The sequence below is a fragment of the Arthrobacter sp. NPDC058127 genome (assembly GCF_042884555.1).
Lineage (GTDB): Bacteria > Actinomycetota > Actinomycetes > Actinomycetales > Micrococcaceae > Arthrobacter.
Window position 1 is genome coordinate 147,639 of sequence record NZ_JBHVTT010000004.1, and the last position, 23,444, is coordinate 171,082.

General features: G+C 63.8%; 22 protein-coding genes and 1 tRNA gene. 18 read left to right on the forward strand and 5 right to left on the reverse strand.

The window, feature by feature from the left end; genetic code table 11:
• Positions 1 to 71 precede the first annotated feature (71 nt).
• From ACFVTG_RS08540 to ACFVTG_RS08600, 13 genes are all read left to right on the forward strand, one after another.
• Positions 72 to 806: a septum formation initiator family protein gene (locus tag ACFVTG_RS08540; protein WP_284752458.1), complete on the forward strand. Its 735-nt coding sequence runs from the start codon at positions 72 to 74 to the stop codon at positions 804 to 806.
• Positions 807 to 862: 56 nt separating this feature from the next.
• A complete protein-coding gene (locus ACFVTG_RS08545) occupies positions 863 to 1,579 on the forward strand; it encodes a DUF501 domain-containing protein (protein ID WP_390279581.1) in 717 nt (238 codons plus the stop codon).
• The gene (locus ACFVTG_RS08550; protein ID WP_390279583.1) at positions 1,576 to 2,541 is read left to right on the forward strand and encodes an exopolyphosphatase; all 966 of its coding nucleotides are present in this window, start codon (positions 1,576 to 1,578) and stop codon (positions 2,539 to 2,541) included. Before ACFVTG_RS08545 ends, ACFVTG_RS08550 begins: the two co-directional genes overlap by 4 nt.
• Positions 2,542 to 2,557: 16 nt before the next feature.
• Positions 2,558 to 3,946, forward strand: coding sequence for a S8 family serine peptidase (locus tag ACFVTG_RS08555; protein WP_390279585.1), 1,389 nt, complete (start codon positions 2,558 to 2,560; stop codon positions 3,944 to 3,946).
• A 72-nt stretch (positions 3,947 to 4,018) separates the two neighbouring features.
• Positions 4,019 to 5,464, forward strand: a complete 1,446-nt coding sequence (locus ACFVTG_RS08560; RefSeq protein WP_284752461.1) for an FAD-dependent oxidoreductase — start codon at positions 4,019 to 4,021, stop codon at positions 5,462 to 5,464.
• A 133-nt stretch (positions 5,465 to 5,597) separates the two neighbouring features.
• A complete protein-coding gene (locus ACFVTG_RS08565; RefSeq protein ID WP_390279587.1) occupies positions 5,598 to 6,518 on the forward strand; it encodes an N-acetyltransferase in 921 nt (306 codons plus the stop codon).
• A 43-nt stretch (positions 6,519 to 6,561) separates the two neighbouring features.
• Positions 6,562 to 6,635, forward strand: a tRNA-Leu gene (locus ACFVTG_RS08570).
• 242 nt (positions 6,636 to 6,877) lie between these two features.
• Positions 6,878 to 8,107 carry a branched-chain amino acid ABC transporter substrate-binding protein gene (locus ACFVTG_RS08575; protein ID WP_284752463.1) on the forward strand — a complete coding sequence of 410 codons (1,230 nt, stop codon included), beginning with the start codon at positions 6,878 to 6,880 and terminating at the stop codon, positions 8,105 to 8,107.
• 78 nt (positions 8,108 to 8,185) lie between these two features.
• Positions 8,186 to 9,205: a branched-chain amino acid ABC transporter permease gene (locus tag ACFVTG_RS08580; protein ID WP_284752464.1), complete on the forward strand. Its 1,020-nt coding sequence runs from the start codon at positions 8,186 to 8,188 to the stop codon at positions 9,203 to 9,205.
• Positions 9,202 to 10,401, forward strand: coding sequence for a branched-chain amino acid ABC transporter permease (locus ACFVTG_RS08585; protein ID WP_390279590.1), 1,200 nt, complete (start codon positions 9,202 to 9,204; stop codon positions 10,399 to 10,401). The genes ACFVTG_RS08580 and ACFVTG_RS08585 overlap by 4 nt, the downstream gene beginning before the upstream one ends.
• Positions 10,398 to 11,285, forward strand: coding sequence for an ABC transporter ATP-binding protein (locus ACFVTG_RS08590; protein ID WP_284752466.1), 888 nt, complete (start codon positions 10,398 to 10,400; stop codon positions 11,283 to 11,285). The genes ACFVTG_RS08585 and ACFVTG_RS08590 overlap by 4 nt, the downstream gene beginning before the upstream one ends.
• Positions 11,278 to 11,985, forward strand: coding sequence for an ABC transporter ATP-binding protein (locus ACFVTG_RS08595; protein ID WP_390279740.1), 708 nt, complete (start codon positions 11,278 to 11,280; stop codon positions 11,983 to 11,985). Before ACFVTG_RS08590 ends, ACFVTG_RS08595 begins: the two co-directional genes overlap by 8 nt.
• A 132-nt stretch (positions 11,986 to 12,117) precedes the next feature.
• On the forward strand, positions 12,118 to 13,044 hold the full coding sequence (locus ACFVTG_RS08600) for a Bax inhibitor-1/YccA family protein (protein ID WP_390279592.1): 927 nt from the start codon (positions 12,118 to 12,120) through the stop codon (positions 13,042 to 13,044).
• 82 nt (positions 13,045 to 13,126) lie between these two features.
• Here ACFVTG_RS08600 and ACFVTG_RS08605 read toward each other — a convergent pair whose 3' ends face one another.
• Genes ACFVTG_RS08605 through galT form a run of 3 tightly spaced genes read right to left on the reverse strand, consistent with a single transcriptional unit; the run spans position 13,127 to position 16,718 of the window.
• Entirely contained in the window at positions 13,127 to 14,365 is a 1,239-nt protein-coding gene (locus ACFVTG_RS08605) for an acetyl-CoA C-acetyltransferase (RefSeq protein ID WP_284752469.1), read from the reverse strand.
• A 53-nt stretch (positions 14,366 to 14,418) separates the two neighbouring features.
• Entirely contained in the window at positions 14,419 to 15,588 is a 1,170-nt protein-coding gene (gene galK / locus ACFVTG_RS08610; protein WP_284752470.1) for a galactokinase, read from the reverse strand.
• A complete protein-coding gene (gene galT, locus ACFVTG_RS08615; protein ID WP_284752471.1) occupies positions 15,585 to 16,718 on the reverse strand; it encodes a galactose-1-phosphate uridylyltransferase in 1,134 nt (377 codons plus the stop codon). Before galT ends, galK begins: the two co-directional genes overlap by 4 nt.
• Positions 16,719 to 16,820: 102 nt before the next feature.
• Here galT and ACFVTG_RS08620 point away from each other — a divergent pair, with 102 nt between their 5' ends.
• Genes ACFVTG_RS08620 through ACFVTG_RS08635 form a run of 4 tightly spaced genes read left to right on the forward strand, consistent with a single transcriptional unit; the run spans position 16,821 to position 21,020 of the window.
• Positions 16,821 to 17,771, forward strand: a complete 951-nt coding sequence (locus ACFVTG_RS08620) for an aldose 1-epimerase family protein (RefSeq protein ID WP_390279596.1) — start codon at positions 16,821 to 16,823, stop codon at positions 17,769 to 17,771.
• Positions 17,772 to 17,812: 41 nt separating this feature from the next.
• Positions 17,813 to 19,141 (forward strand): AI-2E family transporter, encoded by a 1,329-nt coding sequence (locus ACFVTG_RS08625; protein WP_390279598.1) that lies wholly within the window; start codon positions 17,813 to 17,815, stop codon positions 19,139 to 19,141.
• A gap of 3 nt (positions 19,142 to 19,144) precedes the next feature.
• Entirely contained in the window at positions 19,145 to 20,383 is a 1,239-nt protein-coding gene (gene ilvA, locus ACFVTG_RS08630; RefSeq protein WP_284752474.1) for a threonine ammonia-lyase, read from the forward strand.
• Positions 20,384 to 20,396: 13 nt separating this feature from the next.
• A complete protein-coding gene (locus ACFVTG_RS08635; protein WP_390279600.1) occupies positions 20,397 to 21,020 on the forward strand; it encodes a rhomboid family intramembrane serine protease in 624 nt (207 codons plus the stop codon).
• Between the two features lie 263 nt (positions 21,021 to 21,283).
• Here ACFVTG_RS08635 and greA read toward each other — a convergent pair whose 3' ends face one another.
• On the reverse strand, positions 21,284 to 21,778 hold the full coding sequence (gene greA / locus ACFVTG_RS08640) for a transcription elongation factor GreA (protein WP_184736437.1): 495 nt from the start codon (positions 21,776 to 21,778) through the stop codon (positions 21,284 to 21,286).
• Between the two features lie 153 nt (positions 21,779 to 21,931).
• On the reverse strand, positions 21,932 to 22,390 hold the full coding sequence (locus ACFVTG_RS08645; RefSeq protein WP_390279603.1) for a DUF4307 domain-containing protein: 459 nt from the start codon (positions 22,388 to 22,390) through the stop codon (positions 21,932 to 21,934).
• Between the two features lie 129 nt (positions 22,391 to 22,519).
• Between ACFVTG_RS08645 and mca the strand changes: the two genes are divergently transcribed.
• Positions 22,520 to 23,425, forward strand: a complete 906-nt coding sequence (gene mca, locus ACFVTG_RS08650) for a mycothiol conjugate amidase Mca (protein ID WP_390279742.1) — start codon at positions 22,520 to 22,522, stop codon at positions 23,423 to 23,425.
• The last annotated feature ends 19 nt before the right edge of the window (positions 23,426 to 23,444 follow it).

A 23,444-nucleotide genomic window follows, 5' to 3' on the forward strand; every position in this document is an offset into this window, starting at 1 on the left:
AACCGCAGGCTCCGTGAGGCACGCAACGCGCAGCAACCCGCCAGGCAAGCACCAGGCATTACAGGAGTGTCATGGCCACCCGCCGCCCCAAGGTCCCACGGGCAGATGCCCTGGGCCGCTCGCCCCAAAAGAACCCCGACGGCGGCCATGTCATCCGTGCCGACTTCGGCGAGTCCCGCAAGGCAACCGCCCAGCAAGAGACCCAAGTTCAAGTCGGGTCCAGGGCGCCGTCCAATTCCAAAGCCGAAGGCAGCACCCAAAGCAAGGGCCAGCCTGGCTCCAAGACTGGTTCTGCCGCGAAATCGGGACGTTCGCTTCCGGGCGGGCCGGGCAACACCCCGGTTGTCGGCAAGGCATCCAACAAAACGTCGGGTGCGGGCTCCGCCCACCCCGAGAAGGACCACAGCGCGCGACCCGTGCCCGCGAAGGCGTTCTCCGGCCGCATGCTTGCCCTGGCCGTGGTGATGATAGCGATCACCATCATGCTCGCGCCGACGGTCAAGATCTGGTTGGAGAAAAAGGCGGAAATCTCCGGCCTGGAAGCCGACATCGCGAGCAAACAGGCCGAGCAGGCCAGCCTCCAGAAGCAGATCACACGGTGGCAGGACCCGAACTACGTGAAACAACAAGCCCGGGACCGCATTAACATGGTTATGCCGGGTGAAGCAGGCTACTGGGTGTTTGGTGGAGACGTTCCCGCCGGAACACCGGGCGGAAGCACCAGTTCAGGAGCTTCCGGAAGCCCGTCCAATCTGCCATGGGTGGATGGGCTGTGGGAATCCATCAGGCGCTCGGCAACAGACTAGACGCGGTGCCCGCCGCCGTCGCGCCCTGAGGGGCGTGGCCAAACAGGGCAGGAAGGATGGCAGCGCCAGTGGAAGACAACTCGGCACCTGCATCGCAGGAATCCCGCAAGCCATCAGCACATGATCTCGAAATCCTCAGCCGCCAGCTCGGACGGCCGGTGCGCGACGTCGTCGAAATCCCGGCGCGCTGCGTCTGCGGCAACCCGCTGGTCGCTGCAACCGCTCCGCGCTTGAGCAACGGCACCCCGTTTCCCACGACGTTCTACTTGACGCACCCCGTCATCACCGCCGCTGTGTCGCGGTTGGAAGCCGGCGGGCTCATGAATGAGATGAACGAGCGGCTCACGGCTGACGAGCCTTTGGCTGCGGCTTACAGGAGCGCCCACGAAGCCTATCTCCGGGCGCGTGACGAGATAGCCGGACGTGCCGGTACAGGGGATGTTCCGGAGATCGCCGGAGTGTCGGCCGGCGGCATGCCCACCCGCGTCAAATGCCTGCACGTGCTGGTCGGCCAGTCCCTGGCAGCCGGTCCCGGGATCAATCCGCTCGGCGACGAGGCCATCGAGGCGATCAGCGAATGGTGGACCGCGGACCGCTGCTATTGCGACGGCGCGTGGGACAGTGCGGGGGAGGCCCCGTCCAGGGACCTCAGCCGCCACGGACCGCAGGGCCTGCCGGACATCGTGGGCCGTCCCGCCCCCGTCCGCAAATCCAAGTCCTCCCACGCAACAGAGCCATCGGGAGAGCCAGCCGCAGGGGAGCTCAACGTATGAACCGGGTAGCTGCCATCGATTGCGGCACCAATTCGATTCGCCTCCTGATCGCGGATTCCAACGGCGCTGACGCAGGGTCTCCCTTGCGGGACGTTGTCCGCGAGATGCGCGTGGTGCGCCTCGGCCAGGGTGTAGATGCTACAGGCGAACTTGCCCCCGAGGCGCTCGAACGCACCTTCGCGGCAACCGCCGACTACGCCGGGCTGATCCGCCATCATGGTGCCCGGGGCGTCCGTTTCGTGGCGACCTCCGCCAGCCGCGACGCCCGCAACCGGGACGTCTTTGTTGACGGGATCCGTGAGCTGCTCGGCGTCGAACCCGAGGTCATTTCCGGCGACGAAGAAGCAGCCCTTTCCTTCGCCGGTGCAAGCAGCGTGCTGCCTTCGCGCGGCAAGGACCCGGTGCTTGTGGTGGACCTTGGCGGCGGGAGCACCGAGTTCGTCCTCGGAGACTCCGACGGCGTGATTGCCGCCAAATCCGTCGACATCGGCTGCGTGCGGCTGACCGAACGGCACCTCCGCAGCGATCCTCCGACGCCGGAGCAGATCGCCGCAGCGGAAGCCGACGTCGACGCAGCCATTGACCTCGTAGCCCGTACGGTCCCGCTGGAGCGGGCCACCGCCGTCGTGGGAGTTGCCGGCTCCATCACCACCATCACGGCACATGCCCTGGGCTTGAACGAGTACGATCCCGCACTCATCCACGGTGCCAGCCTGGACCTGGAGACCATCAGCGACGCCGCCACAAGCCTGTTGGAACTGAGCCGCGAAGAGCGTGCCCGGCTGCCCTACATGCATCCGGGGCGCGTTGACGTCATCGGAGCCGGAGCCCTCGTCTGGCGCCGAATCCTCCAGCGCTTGGCTGAGCTCGGAGGGGGCTCCATCACTGCTGCCACCTCCAGCGAGCACGATATCCTCGACGGCATCGCGCTGAGTATTCTGAGTATGCCGAGTACTCGGTAAGAGTGGGTATTCGCTGATGACGTTGCCACACGGTTGGCGCCGCCGGACAGCATCGGCCGCCCTGGCCGCCATGCTGGCCGGGGGAAGCCTTGCAGGGGCCCTGCTGACTGCGCCTTCGGCGTTCGCCGACTCTTGGCGGGACAAGGAATACTGGCTCAACGAGTACGGCATTTCCGCAGCCTGGCAGGTGTCCAAGGGCGCGGGGGTGAAAGTGGCCATCATCGACAGCGGGGTGGACGGGCAACACCCTGACCTCAAGGGCGTGGTAGTCGGGGGAACCGACGCATCGGGTGCGGGAGATCCGAACGGACAGAAGAGTATCGGGGCCAAGCCTGAGCACGGGACCCTCGTGGCCACGCTCCTGGCAGGGCGTGGACACGCTTCGCCCAGCCCGTCAGGGCCTCCGTCGCCGGCGTCGTCTCCCTCGCCCGGTTCCAGTGTCGGCCCCGACGGAATCGTCGGCGTCGCCCCCGAGGCCCAGATCTTGGCTGTTTCCGCCTGGCTCGGTTCGCCGAATCCCGCGGGCAAGACGGACCAGGAACAGATCCCCGCAGCTGTCCGATGGGCAGTGGACAACGGCGCCAAGGTCATCAATATTTCCCTCGGCAGCACCTCCCCTGATTGGCCCCAAAGCTGGGACGCGGCGTTCCTCTATGCCGAACAAAAGGACGTGGTGATCGTCGCCGCGGCGGGCAACCGGATCGGTGGAAATGTCCAGGTGGGCGCGCCCGCCACGATTCCGGGCGTACTGACCGTGGCAGGACTCGACCGGAACCGCGCGGCCAGCGTCGACGCTTCCTCGCAGGGAATCAGCATCGGCGTCTCGGCGCCCGCGGAAAAGCTGGTGGGTGGCCTGCCCGGGGGGAGCTATGAAGATTGGGCGGGCACGTCCGGCTCGGCGCCGATTGTCTCCGGCGTCGCGGCCCTCATCCGCTCGAAATGGCCGGATATGAGCGCCAATCAGGTCATCAACAGGATCGTGTCCACGGCCGAGGATGCAGGGGCGCCCGGCAAGGACCCCATCTATGGCTACGGCATCCTCAACGCCGAGGCGGCCCTGAAAGCCGATGTGCCCGAGGTGACGAGCAATCCGCTGGGATCCATTGCGGACTGGATCCGGGTCCATCGGCGCGGGGACCTCAGCAGCCCTACACCTCAGCCAACGTCCAAACCGAGCATCCCCGCGGCCACCTTGGCCGATCCCACAGTTCCGGCGGCCAAGGCACCCTCGCAGTCCGACACGGCGATTCCTGCGGCTGTGGTCATCGGCTTTGGTTCGCTTTTCGTGGCGATCGTTGCGGGCGCCTCCGTGCAATTGAGGCGTGCCTCCCGGACCTCCCCGGAACTGCCCGACGAGCCCGCTACCGGCGTGGTGGACATCGTGGAACCGAGCGGCCCGAAATAGCCTCCGACGCCCGTGCGTAGCTTCGGGGAAATAGTTAGTGAAGATTTTCACAAGGTGCTGTACTCTATTGTTATGGCAACCACCCCTGAGCTCATTGACCGTCCCCGTGTTCTCGTTGTCGGCGGCGGATACGTCGGCCTGTACGTAGCACTCAAGCTGCAGAAGAAGATCGCGAACGCCGGCGGAATCGTCACCGTCGTTGATCCCCTTCCCTACATGACCTACCAGCCCTTCCTCCCCGAGGTGGCCGGCGGCAACATCGAGGCACGCCACGCCGTCGTCTCGCACCGCCAGCACCTCAAGCAGACGGAACTCATCCAGGGCCGCGTTACCAGCATCGACCACAAGAACCGCACCGCCGTTGTTGCTCCGGCCGACGGTGGAGAGCCTTTCGAGATCCCCTACTTCGACGTCGTGGTTGCCGCCGGCGCCATTACCCGCACCTTCCCCATCAAGGGACTCGCGGACGAAGGCATTGGCCTGAAGACCATCGAAGAAGCGGTCGCCCTGCGAAACAAGGTCCTTGAGCGCATCGAGGTCGCCTCCACCATGACGGACGCCGCCGAGCGCGCCAAAGCCCTGACCTTCGTTGTCGTGGGTGGCGGTTTCGCCGGTATTGAGTGCATCACCGAGATGGAAGACCTCGCCCGCGCCGCCGTCAAGAACAACTCGCGCATCCGCCAGGAAGAAGTCCGCTTCGTTCTGGTCGAAGCCATGGGCCGCATCATGCCCGAGGTCACCGCAGCCCAGGCCGAGTGGGTTGTTGAACACCTGCGCAGCCGCGGCATCGAGGTCCTGCTCAACACCTCCCTGGACAACGCAGAGGGTAGCCTCAAGCTCATCAACCTGCCGGACAAGACCCCTGCCCAGGAGTTCGAAGCCGACACCCTCGTGTGGACTGCAGGCGTGCAGGCCAACCCGATGATCCGTTCCACTGACTTCCCGCTCGAGCCGCGCGGACGTGTCCGTGTCCTTCCGGACCTCCGCATTGCGGGCGACGAAGGCATCATCGACAACGCCTGGGCCGCTGGCGATATCGCTGCCGTTCCGGACCTCACGGGCAGCGGCCTGCCGGACGGCACCTGCGTCCCGAACGCCCAGCACGCACTGCGCCAGGCCAAGCGCCTCGCCAAGAACCTGTGGGCATCCCGCTGGGACAAGCCCATGGGCGACTACAAGCACAAGAACCTCGGTGCGGTTGCCGGCTTCGGCGAATGGAAGGGCGTTGCCAACATCAACCTTCTGGGCCGTATCGGCCTCAAGGGCGGACTCGCCTGGCTGGCCCACCGCGGCTACCACGGCCTGGCCATCCCCACCGGTGAGCGCAAGGTCCGCGTGATCTTCAACTGGCTCCTGGGCATGACCATGGGCCGGGACACCACCCAGCTGCTCGACCTCGACAACCCGCGTGGAGCCTTCGTGGCCGCGGCAACCCCGGCTCCCAAGCCGGCCGCCGCACCCGCGCCGGCGGCTGAGCCCGCCGAAGCCAAGGCTCCGGTCACGGCCGACGCCAAGTAGCAGCACCCAAGCAGTCCCGCCGACGGCGGCCGTCTCCCACGCGGAGGCGGCCGCCGTCGTCGTTTTACTCCCGGCTCCTGTCCGCGGCGGCTGGGGCGTTATGGTCCGCGACGGCGGGTCCTAGACTTGCAGCATGGCTGGCGAAAGCGATCTTACGACCCTCCTGACATCCATGCATCCCGTGCTTCGGGACGGTGACTACGTGTACGCGTTGTGGCCGCACGGCAAACCGCTTGAGGGCAATATCGAAGCCGCTGTCCGCGAAGCGGAAGGCCTCACGGTGGTCCTGCACCGCGAGGAAGCCGGACGCCTGGGACTGTCCTACGACTTTGTGGCGGCGTGGATCACTCTTCAAATCCACTCTGCGTTGGACGCTGTGGGGCTCACCGCGGCCGTCAGCTCCGCCCTCACGGCAGCCGGGATCAGTTGCAACGTCCTGGCCGGGTTCCATCACGACCACCTGTTGGTTCCATCGGCCGAGCGAGGGCACGCCATGGAAGTGCTTCGACTGCTGGGCCAAGGTGTGGTGCTGCGAACGGAGAGGGAGGCGGACCGCGAGTCCGTGCTTGCGCTCACGGCTGCCGCCTTTTCAACCAGCCCGGTCACCGGGTTGCCCGTTGAAGGAGTCCCGGCCGAAGTAAGGCTGCTGCGGGAACTCTTCGACTGCGATGAGTACCTGCCGGAATTCAGCATCGTGGCAGAGGTCGCCGGTGAGATCGTGGGCCACGTCATCAGTACCCGCGGCTGGGTCGGGGAGCTCCGGCTTTTGGGACTGGGCCCCATCAGCGTCCAGCCGCACCTTCAGCGGCGTGGCATCGGATCCGCGCTCTTGCGGGAAACCGCCCGACGGGCCGAAGATGCCGGCGAGCCGGGCATCGCCCTGCTGGGAAGCACCGGATACTATCCCCGCTTCGGGTTTCTTCCCGCACGCGCGCTTGGTGTGATGGCCCCCGACGCCGGGTGGGGAGACCATTTCCAGCTGTTGCGTCTCAAAGCATGGCCCGACGGCGCCAGCGGAACCTTTCGCTATGCCGCGCCGTTCCAAGCGCCCTAGGAGGTCAAGGAGGGGGAGTGCGCTGGGTTACCATTATCCGGGCGCCCCAGTAGCCCAATTGGCAGAGGCAGCGGACTTAAAATCCGCGTGTTGTGGGTTCGAGTCCCACCTGGGGCACGCGCGCGAATTGCGGGCCGTGCCGGCCCCTTCTTTGCGCCAAGCTGTGCCGTGACAGGAATTTAACCCCGCGTTCATCCGAAGAGCTGTCCGGGGCAGCGCGGAGATCCACCGTTATTAGATCCTGACCTGCGTATATGTGTTCTAGGACACATATTTGGTAGTACTCTCATGGAACATGTTCGAAGTGAAAGTGACTTCGGGCGAATGACCACGAATCAGACGCACCGCGGAGGCTATTTATGTACAGGAAGAAAGTCATTTCGGCGATCGCAGCAGCGGCCACCCTTGGCATGCTGGTGGCGGGCTGTGCGAACCAGACCGCCCCTAGCGGCACCGAAACCTCGGGTGGTGGCGGCAGGATCAATATCCCTGCGATTTCCAAAGTCGACGTTCCTGCCGGAGCTGTTTTGCCTGCAGGCGATGGCAAGGGAACATGTCCGTCGACGACAACCATTGCTTATGCCGGTGCCGAGACTGGACCCAACGCCCAGTTGGGTATCAACATCTTCAACGGCATCCAACTGGCCATCAACCAGCACAACGCCGCGAACCCCGGCTGCCAGGTCCAGTTCAAGAAATTCGACACTGAAGGCGATCCGAACAAGGCCACAGGCCCTGTCACGCAGATTGTTTCCGAGCCGGACATCGTCGGCGTGGTGGGCTTGCCGTTCTCCGGTGAGTCCAAAGCCACCGGCAACATCTTCGAGCAGAAGGGCTTGGTGCACATCACGCCTTCCGCTACCAACCCGAGCCTGACCAAGAACGGATGGACCACTTTCTTCCGCGCCCTCGGCAATGACGCCGTCCAGGGCCCGGCGGCAGCAAAGTTCCTCACGGACAAGCTGCAGGCAAAGAAGGTCTACCTGGTCCAGGACGACTCTGACTACGGCATCGGCCTGGGAACCACAACGTCCCAGGCTCTTGGCTCCGCGATGGTGGGGTCCGACAAGGTCGTCACTGGCCAGAAGGACTTCTCGGCAGTGATTTCCAAGATCATGAACGCCAAGGCAGACACCGTCTACTACGCCGGCTACTACGCAGAGGGTGCACCCTTCGACCAGCAGCTGGTTGCAAAGGGATTCACCGGATCCTTCGTGGGCCCGGATGGAGTGAAGGATGACCAGTTCATCAAGCTGGCAGGCGATGCGTCGTCCAACTCGTACTTCACCTGCCCCTGCATCCCGGGCGAACTGATCCCGAGCTTCGAGAGCGAGTACAAGAAACTGGCCAACGCGGAACCCGGAACCTACTCCATTGAAGGTTACGACGCCGTCACGGTCCTGCTCTCGGGCATCGACAAGGGCAAGCAGTCCCGCGCGGACCTCCTTTCCTGGGTCAAGTCCTACGATGCAGATGGCCTGTCGAAGCACTACAAGTGGGACTCAACCGGCGAACTGGCAACGCCTGATGTTTACGGCTACAAAGTTGAGAACGGCAAGATCGTTCCCATCGGCGTCATCGGAAAATAACACCGAGCCCAGATGAATGCTGGGGGTTAGCATCCATGCCGACCCCCAGCATTTCTTTTGATTACATCAGGAAGTGCCATGATCAGTGAAGTAATTCCCACTCTGCTCCACTCGGTTCCCGTGGACGACACGTGGATCACCTTCGACGTAAACTCATTTACCCAGAACTTCTGGAGTTCCACCTTTGACGGGCTGACCTTCGGGGCTATTTACGCTTTGGTTGCCCTCGGATATACCCTCGTCTACGGCGTTCTCAACCTCATCAACTTTGCCCACTCCGAAGTGTTCATCACGGGCTGTTACGGAGTGTTCTTTACCCTCAGCGCCCTCAATTTCGGCCCCTCTGCTCCGCGGCTGGGTTTCTGGGCCATCGTGGGAAACCTTGTCCTCGCCCTCATCGTCGCCATTATCGCCTCGGCCTTGATGGCAGTGATCGTGGAACGGGTGGCTTATAAACCTTTGCGCCAGCGCAAGGCGCCTCGCCTGGCATTCCTGATTACCGCCATCGGTGTTTCCTTCGCCATTCAGTACACCATCTACTGGTGGCGCGGACCGAGCCCGGAAGCTGCGCTGACGATGTTCCGGCCGCTCGCAATTTTCGACGTCTTCGGAACCATCGTCGATTCGCAGCAGGTGGTTATTGTCATCGCCGCGATCATCCTCATGATCGCCACCGATCAGTTCATTAGGCGGTCGCGGACCGGCCGAGGCATCCGTGCCGTGGCACAGGACCCGGATACCGCAACCTTGATGGGTGTCAACAAGGAAAAGATCATCGTGACCACCTTTATCATCGGCGGTATCTTGGCCGGAGCGGCTGCTTTGTTCTACGTCATGAAGATCCCGTCCGGCGTGCAATACAACGGCGGATTCATCCTCGGCGTCAAAGCCTTCGCCGCCGCCGTCCTCGGAGGCATCGGCAATGTGCGCGGTGCTTTGCTGGGCGGCCTGCTGATCGGTTTGATTGGCAACTATGGCCAGGTGCTCCTGGGGAGTTCCCAATGGACGGACGTTGTCGCGTTCGTGGTCCTGGTGTTGGTATTGATTGTGCGACCCGAGGGTGTCTTGGGTAGCTCGCTTGGAAAGAGTAAGGCATGAGCACAACAGACGGCCCCACACTTATTCCCGATGATGCCTCAGCACAGGAGATTGCCGACCGCGAAGCCAGGATGCGGCGCCGCAAAGGCTGGTTCCCGGGGCTCAGCGACAAATGGAATGCGCTCCCGCGCCAAACACAATGGCTGATCCTGATCGTCGTCGTTGTCATTGCCTATTTGCTTCCCATCCTCAATCCGCCGTTGATCACGACGGAACCGGGAAACAATTGGCAAATCGCACTCGCGCAAATGTCTGTTTATGCCCTGGTGGCTGTTGGCTTGAACGTGGTGGTCGGCTATGCGGGCCTCCTCGACTTGGGCTATGTGGCATTCTTTGCCCTGGGTTCCTACACGGCTGCAATGTTTACCAGCCCGGATTCGCCGTATGTGCACATTCCCTACCTGTGGACGCTGCCGCTGGCGATGGCTGTCGCCATGTTCTTTGGCGTGGTCCTGGGTGTGCCTACGCTTCGCCTCCGCGGCGACTACTTGGCTATCGTCACGCTCGGCTTCGGTGAGATCGTTCGCATCCTGGCCACTATCATTCCGGCGATGAAAGGCCAGGTTGGCTTCCAGAACGTTGGCCACCCTCCGGGAACGGATTCGAGCGGGCAAACAATCTTCCAGAACTCGAACGGAACCCCCTGGTACTGGCTGACGCTGACTATCATCATCCTCGTCCTCCTGGCCGCCGGGAACCTCGAGCGCAGCCGGGTGGGGCGCGCGTGGATTGCCATCCGCGAGGATGAAGACGCTGCGGAAATCATGGGCGTGCCCACATTCAAGTACAAGGTGTGGGCGTTTGCGATCGGTGCTTCTGTAGGCGGACTCTCGGGTGCCTTGTTTGCCGGCCAAGTGGGCTTTGTGAACAACCAGAAGTTTGACATCGCCACATCCATCTTGTTCGTCGCGGCTGTTGTCATGGGTGGCACTGGAAACAAGGTCGGGGCGATTCTTGGCGGCGCGTTGGTGGCATATATTCCACTCCGTTTCACCGCGATTGCCGAGTTCAAGTATCTGATCTTCGGCGCGGCGCTGGTTGTCATCATGATTTTCCGGCCCGGTGGCCTTCTCCCGGCACGCCAGAGCCTCCTCGCATACGGACGCTTGGCTTACAACAAACTCAAGGGCACCCTGGGCGACATTCCTGCTTCGGGCAAAGTCGTTCTGGAACCGGGAAAGGGGGCTGACAAGTGAGCGAAGCGATCGAACCGGATATTGATGTAGAGGCACTCAAGGAACAAGGCGTGGACCTCGAGGTCGCCGAGAAGGTGGCCCCCGAAAGGGACATCGTCACCAAAGTGGGCGAAGCCTTGGTCCAGGTCCAAGACCTGACGATCAAATTCGGTGGCCTGACGGCTTTGGACAATGTCACGTTCGATATCAACCGAGGCGAAATCCTCGGTTTGATCGGCCCTAACGGTGCCGGCAAAACCACGTGTTTCAATGCCATGACGGGGGTGTACAAGCCGACGTCCGGAAAGGTCTTGCTGGAAGGACAACTGCTCAACGGGTTGCCGCAGCACCGGATCACCAGGCGGGGCTTGGCGAGGACATTCCAGAACATCCGCCTTTTTGGCGAGATGACAGCTTTGGAAAACGTCGTTGTTGGTCTCGATGCCCGCCACCGCACGAGTGTGGGCGGGGCACTCCTGCGTCTGCCCACCCACGTCCGGGAAGAGAAAACCGCCATTGAACGCGGCATGGCATTGCTTGAGTTCGTTGGCATCGCTGATCATGCACATTTCCTGTCGCGGCACCTTCCATATGGGTATCAGCGTCGCCTCGAAATCGCGCGGGCATTGGCTACCGACCCGAAGGTCCTGTGCCTGGACGAGCCCGCCGCCGGGTTCAATCCCGCGGAAAAAGAAGAACTCATGGCCTTGATCCGGACCATCCGTGACGACGGCTACACGGTTCTGCTGATTGAGCACGACATGAAATTGGTCATGGGCGTGACCGACCGGATTGTGGTCCTGGAGTTCGGGAAAAAGATTGCGGATGCGTTGCCCAAGATTATTCGCGATGACCCGAAAGTTATTTCCGCCTATCTCGGGGAGCCTGAAGATGACCTTGCTTGAGCTGAAGAACATATCCGTCCACTACGGCCGGATCCAGGCAATTTCCGATATGTCATTCAGCGTGGAAGAGGGCGAAATCGTCTCGCTCATCGGCGCCAATGGTGCCGGCAAGACCACCACCATGAGGACCATCTCCGGATTGCTGGCTCCCTCGGCCGGCTCCATCACCTTCGCCGGCCAGGACATCACCAGGATGAAGGCGCACATCCGCGTCGTCCAAGGTATTTCGCAAGCGCCGGAGGGGCGGGGAATCTTCCCTGGCATGACGGTGGAGGAGAACCTTGACATGGGTTCCTACGGACGCAAGGACCGGACCAAGGTGGCAGAAGACTTGGAACGTGTCTTCGACCTGTTTCCACGGTTGAAGGAGCGTATCAAGCAGTTTGGCGGCACCATGAGCGGTGGCGAACAACAGATGCTCGCGATCGGCCGGGCGCTGATGTCCAATCCCAAGCTGTTGCTTCTGGACGAACCTTCCATGGGGCTTGCTCCGCAGTTCATCCGCCAGATCTTCAAGATTGTCACCGAGATCAACAACCAAGGCACCACGGTGCTTCTGGTGGAGCAAAACGCCAACCAGGCCCTCGCCCGTGCACACCGTGCTTTTGTCCTTGAAACCGGGTCAATTACGCACAGGGGCACCGGCAAGGAACTGCTCGCCAACCCGGCGGTCAAGGAAGCGTACCTCGGCGTCGGATAGCCGCACATGCCGGCACCCTCACAACAAGCAGGGTGCCGGCATCGACGGCGGTGGAACTTTCGGTGCGGACCAAGCGTGGGAATTGGTAGCGTGAACTATCACTTCGCACCCAAAGCAAGAAGGACACCCACCATGGCACTCGGCGGCAACCCGATCTTCAACGGAAAGAATTTCCGTGGAGCCACACAGGCTCCGCCTGTTCCAAGCTACTCCCACGGCCAGAACCAGTACGGCCAGGTTCCGGGCGGCGTCCCCGGCCAAACCCAGTACGGCCAGAACCAGTACGGCCAGCCCGTCTGGGCGGCACAACCGCAGATGACCAGCGATCAGCTGCAGCAGATGTACAACCAGCCCGCAGCGGGTCCGGCCGAGACCGGCCGCATGACTTTCGACGACGTCATCGTCAAGACTGCGGCCTGCCTCGCGGTGCTGTTGCTCGGCGCAGCTGTCACGTTGTTCGTTGCGCCCGGCACGGCAAGCCTCCTCATGGTTGTCGGTGCGCTGGGCGGTTTCGCCTTGGGCATGGTCAACTCTTTCAAGAAGCAGCCGTCCCCGGCACTGATCCTGACTTACGCCGGCCTTGAGGGCTTGTTCCTCGGAGGCCTGACCCGCCTTCTGGATGGCATGTTCCCAGGCGTTGGCCTGCAGGCAGTCATCGGTACCCTTGCGGTGTTCGGCGTGACGTTGGCTCTCTTCAAGAGCGGCAAGGTGCGCGCCACGCCGAAGGCAGTGCGCTTCTTCATGATCGCCATGCTCGGCTACCTCGTCTTCGCAGTCATCAACATGGTCCTCGTGTGGACCGGCGCCGTCCAGTCGCCTTTCGGCCTGAGCAGCAGCGTGCACATTTTCGGCATCCCGTTGGGCGTTTTCATCGGCATCCTGGCTATCGGCCTGGCCGCGTTCTCACTGGTCATGGACTTCACGAGCATCGAGCAGGGTGTCCGGCAGGGCGCTCCGGAGAAATACTCCTGGACGGCCGCTTTCGGCCTGACCGTCACGCTCGTGTGGCTGTACGTGGAGATCATCCGCCTGCTGGCGATCCTGCGCGGCGACGACTAGCCTCCCCGGGTTTATGCAGCGTAGTGCCCCTGAAGATCCGTCTTCAGGGGCACTACGGGTATACAGACCCTTTTCGGGGGGCCTAAGACAGCCGCTCGAAGACAACCGCCATGCCCTGCCCACCACCGACACACAGCGTCGCCAATCCCAAGGTGCCGTCCCGTTCGCGGAGGCCATTGAGCAAGGTGGTGGTCATGCGGGCGCCCGTCATGCCAAAGGGGTGCCCAAGGGCGATGGCGCCGCCATGGACGTTGAGCTTCTCCGGATCGATGCCGAGTTCACGGGCGCTCGCCACCACCTGGACGGCGAATGCCTCGTTGAGTTCTACGAGGTCAATGTCTGCCATGCTCAGCCCCGCCAAGGCCAACGCCCGGCGCGATGACTCCACCGGTCCCATGCCCATGAGTTCCGGGGAAAGGGCGCTGACGCCTGTAGAGACGATGCGTGCCAGCGGCTCGAGGCCAAGTTCCCGGGCCCTGAAATCGCTCATGACCACCACGGCGGCGGCGCCATCGTTGAGCGGGCATGCGTTGCCGGCAGTCACTGTCCCTTCCTTGCGGAAGACCGGTTCCAAGGCGCTGACGGCTTCGAGGGTGACGCCGGAGCGGGGTGAATCGTCGCGCTCGACGACGGTCCCGTCTTTGCGGGTATACGGCGTGATCTCCCGGGCGTAGAAACCGGAGGCGATGGCCGCCTCGGCACGGTTCTGGCTCTGGACCGCCCACAGATCCTGCTCGGCCCGGCTGATTCCGTGGCTCGTGGCGACGTTTTCCGCGGTCTGTCCCATCGCGATGTAGACGTCCGGCATCCGTCCACCCATGCGGGGATCCGTCCATGGGGTGTTGGACGCGGCCCGGGCGGCCGTGCGGGCACGCGCGGCTTCAAACAGGGGGTTGTGCAGGCTGGTGTCCGTTTCCCCTGCCCCGACCCAGTTCTGGTAGCGGGACACCGACTCGACCCCCGCCGAGACGAAGGCATGGCCTTCCCCGGAGCTGATGGCGTGGAAGGCCATCCGCAGGGTCTGCAGGCTCGAGGCGCAGAAGCGGTTGATGGTGGCCGCGGGGACGGTGTCCAGGCCGGCCAGGACGGTCACCACCCGGGCCATGTTCGAACCGGCTTCGCCGCTGGGCTCGGCGCAGCCAAGGTAGAGGTCATCGAGCCCGCGGCCGTCCAGTGCTCCTGGATCGAAAGCCGGAATCTTCGCCAGCGCGGCAGTCACCATGGCCGCCGCGAGGTCGTCAGGACGTTCGTCCTTGAGGGACCCTTTGAAGGCCCGTCCAATCGGGCTTCTGGCGGTGGAAACGATGACGGCCTCAGTCATGCCCCCAGCTTACGCCGGGGCCAGCTCGCCGAAAGGCGGCGGATGCGCGGACCTCAGGCGAGGCGTGTGGCCCCGGCGGCCGGGGTCACGGTGAAGATGTCCGGCGTCGTGAAACCGGCAGCCTCGAAGGCGCGTACGACGGCGTCACGCACCTCCTGCTCGTGGCCCACCGGGGTGAGGGCGATAGCCGAGCCGCCGAAGCCGCCGCCCGTCATCCGGGCGCCGATGGCGCCGTGGGCGCGGGAGGTTTCCACCGCGAGATCCAGTTCCGGGCAGGAGATCTCGAAGTCATCGCGCATGGACGCATGGCTCGCATCGAGGAGCCTGCCGATGTGGGCGGGTCCCTCCGTGGTGAGGCGTTCCACGGTCTGCAGCACGCGGTCGTTCTCGGTGACGATGTGCCGGACTCGCCGGAAAGTGGTGCTGTCCAGGAGTCCGCTGGCTTCCTCCAGGTCGCCGATGCCGACGTCGCGGAGGGCCGGGACCCCCAGTACTTGGGCGCCGAGTTCGCAGGAAGCCCGACGGGAGGCATAGCCGCCATCCGCATGCGAATGGGAGACCTTGGTGTCGATGACCAGCAGCACGAGGCCGGCTTCCTGGGCGTCGAAGGGGACCAGTTGTACGCTCTGATCGCGGCAGTCCAGGAAGACGGCATGGCCCTTTGATCCACGAAGCGACGCCGACTGGTCCATGATTCCGGTGGGGGCGCCCACGAAGTCGTTTTCGGCCCTCTGGGTTGCGAGGACCATGTCTTCGGCGCCCAGTCCCGCACCCGTCAGTTCGTTGAGGGCCGAGATGACGGCGCATTCGATGGCGTGCGAGGAGGACAGCCCCGCGCCAAGGGGGACATCCGAATCCATGAGGAGATCGAAGCCCGGGACAAGGATGCCCCGCTGTTGCAGGGCCCAGGCCACGCCGAGCGGATACTTCGTCCAGCCCTTGGCTTCATCCGGAACCAACATGTCCACGTCGGCCTCGACCAGGCCCTGCCCGCCGAAAGTGGACAGCAGGCGGACGCGTGAATCATGGCGGATCCGGACTGCAACCTTCGCGGTCTTGTCGATCGCGAATGGCAACACGAAACCCTCGTTGTAATCGGTGTGCTCGCCGATCAGGTTCACGCGTCCCGGTGCCTGCCACACGCCGTCGGGGGCTGAACCGAAAGTCGACTCGAAAAGCCCGGAGAGGACGCTCAGGGCGGGGGCGTCGGGAGTGGAGGTCATGCTTGGGCCCCTTCTGGAATAGCGCGCTGCGAATCGCTGGCGACTGCGCGCAGCCGTTCTGCTACGGATTCGGGCGTGGTGTCGTTGATGAAAGCTCCCATGGCGGCCTCGGAACCGGCAAGGTACTTGAGCTTGTCAGCGGCGCGGCGCGGGGAGGTGAGTTGCAGGTGCAGGTGGCCGGACGGCCTCAAGACGGGATCCAGGGGTGCCTGGTGCCAAGCGGAAATGTACGGCGTGGGAGTTGGATACAGGGCATCCATGCGCTTGAGCAACTCAAGGTAAACGCTGGCTAGCTCGTCGCGTTCTTCGCCACTCAAAGCGGCGAGGTCCGGAACTTGCCGATGGGGGACGAGGTGGACCTCCAGCGGCCAGCGGGCAGCGAACGGCACGTAGGCGCTGAAATGCTCGGCTTCGAGCACCATGCGGCTCCCGTCCAAGCGCTCGGCCTTGAGGATCGAGGATGTCAGCGATTCCCGGCCCTTGGAGTCGTCGAAGTACCGGCCGGCGGCGGCGCCAAGGCTTGCCGCCCTCGGCGTGACGTAGGGGTAGGCATAGATCTGTCCGTGCGGGTGGTGGAGCGTTACCCCGATGTCCGCACCCCGGTTTTCGAACGGAAACACCTGCTGGATTCCAGGGAGCGCGCTGAGCGCCTTGGTCCTGTGCGCCCAGGCTTCAATGACCGTGCGTGCCCTGGTTTCGCCAAGCTCGGCGAAGGATCCGGTGTGGCTGGGCGTGAAGGAGACAACTTCGCAGCGGCCGTAGGCCGGGCCTGAGGTTCCCCAGGCGGGCATGCCGGGGATCGTGCCGACGGCCGGCCCCAGTGAGGGGAAGCGGTTCTCGAAGACCACGACGTCGTAGTCCGGCGCCGGGATTTCGGAAGGGTTCGCGGGCGTGGTGGGGCAGATCGGACATTGGTCCGCAGGTGGCAGATGGGTGCGGCTTTGGCGGTGTGCCGCGACGGCGACCCATTCGCCGCTCAACGCGTCGTAGCGCACCTCGCCCGGATCGGCGCGCGGCGGCAGCTCACGGTGATCCGTCAGCGAGCCGGGATCGCGCTCCGGCGAGCCGGCGTCGTCGAAATAGATCAGCTCCCGGCCATCGGCGAGGCGTGTGCTGGTAAGGCGAGTCATGGATTTATGGTGCCACAGAGTGCTCAAAAAGGCAAAATATCTAACAAAAAAGAACATTAAGGGTGGAGTCAAGCAACACTCGGGATGCAGTACGGTGGTGCCATGACTCCCACAACACCGTCCTCCGCACCGGGCGAAGAGACCGTATCCCGCCGCTTTGCCAGCGGACGCCAATTCGAGATCCGCCGCGGCGACGCGCTCGCCGTCGTCACCGAACTCGCTGCGGGCCTGCGGTTGTTCAGCCGCGACGGCGTCCAGCTCACCGAGAGCTACGGCGACGGGCAACTACCACCGGGCGCCACCGGGATTACCTTGGCCCCGTGGGCCAACCGGATCGAGGACGGGATCTGGTACCTCGACGGCAAGAAGCAGCAATTGGACATCACCGAGGTGTCCCGCAACAACGCGAGCCACGGGCTCCTGCGCAACTCGTCCTACGGCCTCGTGGCGGAAGACGAGTTTTCCGTGACCCTCGAAGCCGTGATCTTCCCACAGCATGGCTACCCCTTCCTGGCCCGGCACCAGGTACGGTACGAGATCGACGCCGGGCTCGCGCTGCGGGTCTCCCAGGGTTTCATCAATGATTCGGCGGCCCCCGCGCCCTTCGTGCTCGGGGCGCACCCATACTTGCGCGTGGGGGACGTTCCGCCGGAAGAGATGGTCCTGACTGTCCACGCCGGCACAAGGCTCGTGGCCGACGAGCGGCTGATCCCGCGTAGTTCGGTGCCCGTCGACGGTGATTTTGATCTCGGTGGCGGCCGGAGTGTGGGCGGTTTGGATATCGATGTGGCGTTCACGGACCTGGAGTTCGACGGCGGCATCGCCCGCCAAACGCTGTCGGCGCCGGACGGCCGGAGCGTCTCCCTGGAGCAGGACGAAAACTGCGCCTACGTCCATGTCTTCGTCACGGATACTTTTCCGGGGCGCTCGAAAGCCGTCGCGATCGAGCCCATGACCGGTCCGGCGAACGCCTTCAACTCGGGGGAGGGCCTCCGGTGGCTTGAGCCGGGGGAGACCTTCACCATGGGGTGGGGAATCGTGGGCGCGCTGTAGATGGGTTTCCCATCCGGCAGTCCCTGCGGAATTATGGGGGAATGACGCCAGCACAGGACGCCACGCCATCAAGTGATCCCGTTTCGGCCGCGCCCCGGCCGGTGTCGGAGCATCACATCGCGCAGGACATTCCGTACGGAGTCCGGATTGCTGCCGCTTGGTCCTGGCGGGTGGGGCTCATCATGGTGGTTGTGGGAGCCCTCATCTGGTTGTTGGGGAAGGTCAGCTTCCTGATCATCCCCCTCATGGTCGCCTCCCTCCTGGCCGGCCTGCTCTACCCCGTCACGGAGTGGCTCAGGAAGCTCAAGATGCCGCAAGGGGCGGCCGTCGCCATCACGGTGGTGGGGTTCCTCGGGGTCATTACGGGAGCCCTGGCGTTGGTGGGACGGCAACTTGCGGTGGGATTCGGCGAGCTGTGGCAGGAGGCGCTTACGGGCGTCCAGCAAATCCAGGGGTGGCTCGCTGACGGGCCGTTGCATCTGACCGCGGACCAGATCGACACCTACATCCAGAGCGCCACCTCGGCCCTGCAGAACAACAGCAGCAGCATCCTCAGCGGTGCCCTGTCATTTGGTAGTACCGCCGGGCATTTTGCCGCGGGCATGGTCCTGGCCCTCTTTATCCTGATCTTCTTCCTTCTCGAGGGGTCCAGGATCTGGCGGTTCATTGTCGGGCTCCTGCCCCGGACTGCACGCCCGGCGGCTTACGGCGCGGGCAAGCGCGGATGGTCGTCCATGGTCAGCTACGTGCGCATCCAGATGTTTGTGGCGTTCGTGGACGCGGTGGGGATCGGCGTCGGCGCAGCGATTATCCAAGTTCCCCTCGCCTTGCCCCTGGGTGTCCTCGTGTTCATCGGTTCATTCATCCCCGTGGTTGGTGCCCTCGTGACGGGAGCTATCGCAGTGCTCCTGGCATTGGTAGCCAATGGTCCCGTCAACGCGCTCGTCATGTTGGCCATCGTGCTGTTCGTGCAGCAGCTCGAAAGCCATATCCTCCAGCCGCTCATCATGGGCAAAGCCGTATCGCTGCACCCTGTCGCCGTGATCTTGTCGGTCGCAGCCGGTTCCTACCTGGCCGGAATACCGGGAGCGCTCTTTGCCGTCCCGCTCCTGGCCGTAGCAAATACGGCGGTTCGCTATATTGCCGCGCGGACGTGGGAACATGATGAAGGACTGATGACGGCGTACGCCGGCGCAGGGATTGCACCACCGGACTCCGATGAGGAACCAATCACCATCGAGGAAATCCACCGTCCCGGCGCCAACGCGGGCGCACGGTCCAACAGCGGCGAAGATGCCGCAGGTCAGCACGCGGCTGCGGAACGGACATTCGCCAAGGATGCCGCAGAGCACACCAACAAAGGAGAATAACCCGTGAATACCCTCGATACCCTGCCCGTCACCCTGGACGATGTCCTTAAGGCGCGGGAGCTGCTCGAGGGCATTATTACCAAGACCCCCATCGAGTCCTCGCGGGCCCTGGGAGCGATGGTAGGCGGAGAGGTCTTCTTCAAATGCGAGAACCTCCAACGGGCAGGTTCCTTCAAGGTCCGTGGTGCTTACGTGCGGATGGCACGCCTTTCTCCCGAGGAGAAGAAGCGCGGCGTGGTCGCGGCTTCGGCCGGCAACCACGCACAAGGCGTTGCGGTGGCGGCAAAAAGCCTGGGAATCAAGGCACGCATCTACATGCCGCTCGGTGTAGCGCTTCCGAAGCTTGCCGCGACCCGCAGCCACGGAGCCGAAGTTGTCCTGCACGGACACAACGTCGATGAGGCCCTGGCCGAGGCGCAGCGCTACGCGAACGAAACAGGCGCCGTCTTCGTCCACCCCTTCGACAACGTCGACGTCGTGGCGGGTCAGGGCACCGTCGGGCTCGAAATCCTCGACCAGGTCCCCAATGTCGACACTGTCCTGATGGGCGTCGGTGGCGGTGGCCTGCTGGCAGGAGTCGCCGTCGCAATCAAAGCGAGGGCCAGGGAGCTGGGACGCGAGATCCGGATCATCGGCGTGCAGGCGGAGAATGCTGCCGCCTACCCGCCGTCGCTCGCCGCGGATGCCTTGGTGCCGCTCAAGAAGGTTTCCACCATGGCGGACGGCATCGCCGTCGGACGCCCCGGCCAGCTGCCGTTCAGCATCATCCGCGAACTCGTGGACGACGTCGTGACCGTGAGCGAAGACTCCTTGGCCCGGGCGCTCATCTTCCTGCTCGAGCGCGCCAAGATGGTGGTTGAGCCGGCCGGTGCCGTCGGCGTCGCCGCCCTCATGGACGGCAAGATCGAAAACCCGGGGACCACCGCCGTGATCCTGTCCGGCGGCAACATCGACCCCATGCTGATGCTCAAGGTGATTCAGCGCGGCCTCTCGGCGGCGGGACGCTACATGACCGTGCGCATGATGCTGGATGACCGGCCCGGTTCCTTGGCCACCATCGCCCGCATCATCGCCGAAAACGATGCCAATGTGACCGGCCTGGACCACACCCGGGTGGGCGGCGCGATCAGCATGGGCGACGTCTCCATCACCGTCAACCTCGAAACCAAAGGCCACGAGCACAGCGAGCAGGTCCTAGCAGCCCTTCGCGCCGAGGGCTTCCACCCGATCGTGGTGCACTGACGGGCTGCTGACCATGGCGCTTTACGGCAACGGGGACGGGCCGATAACGGCCAAGGAGTCACTGGCCATCCGCGCCAGGGGCGGATTGCTGTTCATGGGTGGCTTCGTGGGGCTGTTGGCGGTCATTGAGCTGGTCAACACCTTGATGTCGCACAGCCTCAACGTCATCTTCGGGCTGCGGCCGCGGAGCGTGGACGGAGTTTTCGACATCCTGACGTTTCCCTTGCTCCACGCCAATTTCGGGCATCTCCTGTCCAACGCGCTGCCGCTGGTCATCTTCGGCTTCCTGGTGTTCCTGTCCGGTCTCCGGGTGTTCCTGACGGCACTGGCGTTCAGCTGGCTAGGCTCAGGCCTTGCCGTGTGGCTCATCGGCGGGGGAGGTGTGACAGTGGGCGCTTCGGGCCTGGTTTTCGGGCTCTTCGCGTTCCTGCTGGTACGTGGCTTCTTCAACCGCAGCTGGTGGCAAATCCTGCTGTCCGTGGTGCTTTTCCTGGCTTACGGCGGCATCTTGTTCGGTGTGTTGCCCACCGTGATGGGTTTCGTCTCGTGGCAGGCTCACCTTGGCGGCGCCGTCGGGGGAGTCGTGGCCGCAGTGCTGCTGCGCCCGCGCCCCCGCGCCGTAGCCCAGCCCAACTGACGCCGTGGCCCAGCCCAACTGACTCGCATTTGTTGTCGTTATGAGCGCTCATAACGACAACAACTGCGAGCTAGTTGGGGGACCAAAAGCGAAACGCCGGCCCTCCCCGCGAAGGGGTGGGCCGGCGAAACGACAACACCGCATGGGCCCACGCCGCCAGGGTTCCCTGGCCGTGGGGCCTTGCGAGGCGAGGGCCCCGGCCTGAGCTTGCGAAGGCTGGGAGCCGGTGGGGACTTGCGAGGCGAGGGTGGCTGTGGGGATTATTAGCCAGCGAACGGCTTGGCGGAGACAATCTCCACCGGGATTTCCTTGCCGTTGGGGGCGACGTAGCTGATCTTGTCGCCTTCCTTGTGGCCCATGATCGCCACGCCCAGCGGGGACTTCTCACTGAAGACGTTGAGATCGGAATCGCCGGCGATTTCGCGGGATCCGAGCAGGAAGGTCTCTTCGTCACCGGCGATGCGCGCGACGACGAGCATGCCGGGCTCGACGATTCCGTCATCGGCCGGAGCTTCGCCAACCTGGGCATCGCGCAGGAGCACGGTCAGCTGGCGGATGCGGGCCTCGATCTTGCCCTGCTCTTCCTTTGCGGCATGGTATCCGCCGTTTTCCTTGAGGTCGCCTTCCTGACGGGCGGCTTCGATCTTCTGTACGATCTCCGCACGGCCAGGGCCGGAAAGGTGGTCCAGCTCTGCCTTCAGGCGGTCAAATGCGTCCTGGGTAAGCCAAGCTGCAGGCGCGCTGTTGGTGGTCGACACGGACTTCTCCTTATGGATCTGACAAGCAAAGACCCCGCCGGTGCAGGCCACTCGTGGAACTCAGCAACCAACTCAGCGGGGTTAAGGTATTGATCCAGTGTAGTCAATCCTGTGGACAAACCCAAGCTCACTGAGTCGCGGGTCACACGTTTGTTATTTGCCGCTGTCGACAATCCAGCAGTTGTCCACGACGGCGGACACGGCCGCGGACTCGGTCCGCAGTACGGTCCTCTGGGCGGTTGTCTGGCCGCCGTCAGCGCCGTCCTTGGGGGCATTCGGGCCGATCTGGACGACTTTCCAGCCGACCACCGCGAACCCGGAGTCCATTGCCTTGATGGCACATTTGGCAGTAGCGCCGGGGTTCTTGGTGACCTGGAAATCGACCGAAAGCTGAGTGGCGTCGGTGGCGCTGTAGCCGATGTCCTTGAAAGTCACAGACGACTGCGAGGAAGAGGTGGTGACCCAAAACAAGAGACCGATGACCACGAGGAGGACGGCGATGACGATGTTCCGTTTGGTTTTCCCCCCGAAGGCGCGCTTTTGGCTGCCGTAGCGATTGGCTAGGCTGGTAGTTGCCGGCAGCGCCGTGCCCGATGGGTCTTCCGAAGTCACCCACCTAGTTTAGTGGGCTACCGGCGCCTCCTCGCACACAGTGGAGTCGCACGCGTTAGAAATGCCTGATCAACACCCGGCCGTCAGCAAACCCAGAACAGCATGACCCAGAAAGAGGAACCGTACCGGATGAGCACATCCACCAGCCCCGACACGCAGCTCCGGCTGCTCGCCGTCCACGCACACCCGGACGACGAGTCAAGCAAGGGCGCGGCAACCATGGCGATGTATGCGGCTTCCGGCGTGGAGGTCATGGTGGCTACGTGCACTGACGGTTCCCGCGGGGACATCCAGAACCCGGCCATGGAGTCGGCTCCGCACCCGAAGAGGGACATGGCAGGCGCGCGCCGCTTGGAAATGAAGCAAGCTGCCGCAGTCCTGGGAATCAAGCAGCGTTGGTTGGGTTTCGTGGATTCCGGACTGCCCGACGGCGATCCGTTGCCACCCCTGCCCTGCGGCTGCTTTGCGCTTCAGCCCCTTGAGCGGGCGGCGGCACCGCTCGTCCGCTTGGTCCGCGACTTCAAGCCGCACGTCATAGTGAGCTACGACGAAAACGGCGGCTATCCGCATCCTGACCACATCATGGCCCACAAGGTTGCCGTCGAAGCCTTCCATGCTGCCGGTGACCCGGAGCGCTACCCCGGGACGGGCGAAAGCTGGGCGCCCAGCAAGCTGTACTACGACCGCGCCTTCAGCCCCGACCGTTTCCGCGCCTTGCATTTCGCCCTCGAAGAGGCAGGACTGCAATCGCCTTACGCCGAACGCTTGGCTTCCTGGCTGGAAGCTGATGCCGAAGGCCATACTCCGCCGAGGCCGATGCACCAGACCACCACGCAGGTGGATTGCGGAGACTACTTTGAGGCCCGTGACGACGCGCTGAGGGCGCATCGGACGCAGATTGATCCGCTTGGCTTCTTCTTCGCTGTGTCCCCGGACATGCAGCGCAGGGCCTGGCCGTGGGAGGACTACACGCTGGTCCACTCCCGGATCCCGGCCGAACTGCCGGAAAAGGACCTGTTCGCAGGGCTAAGATAGGATCGCCGGCGATTTCTAT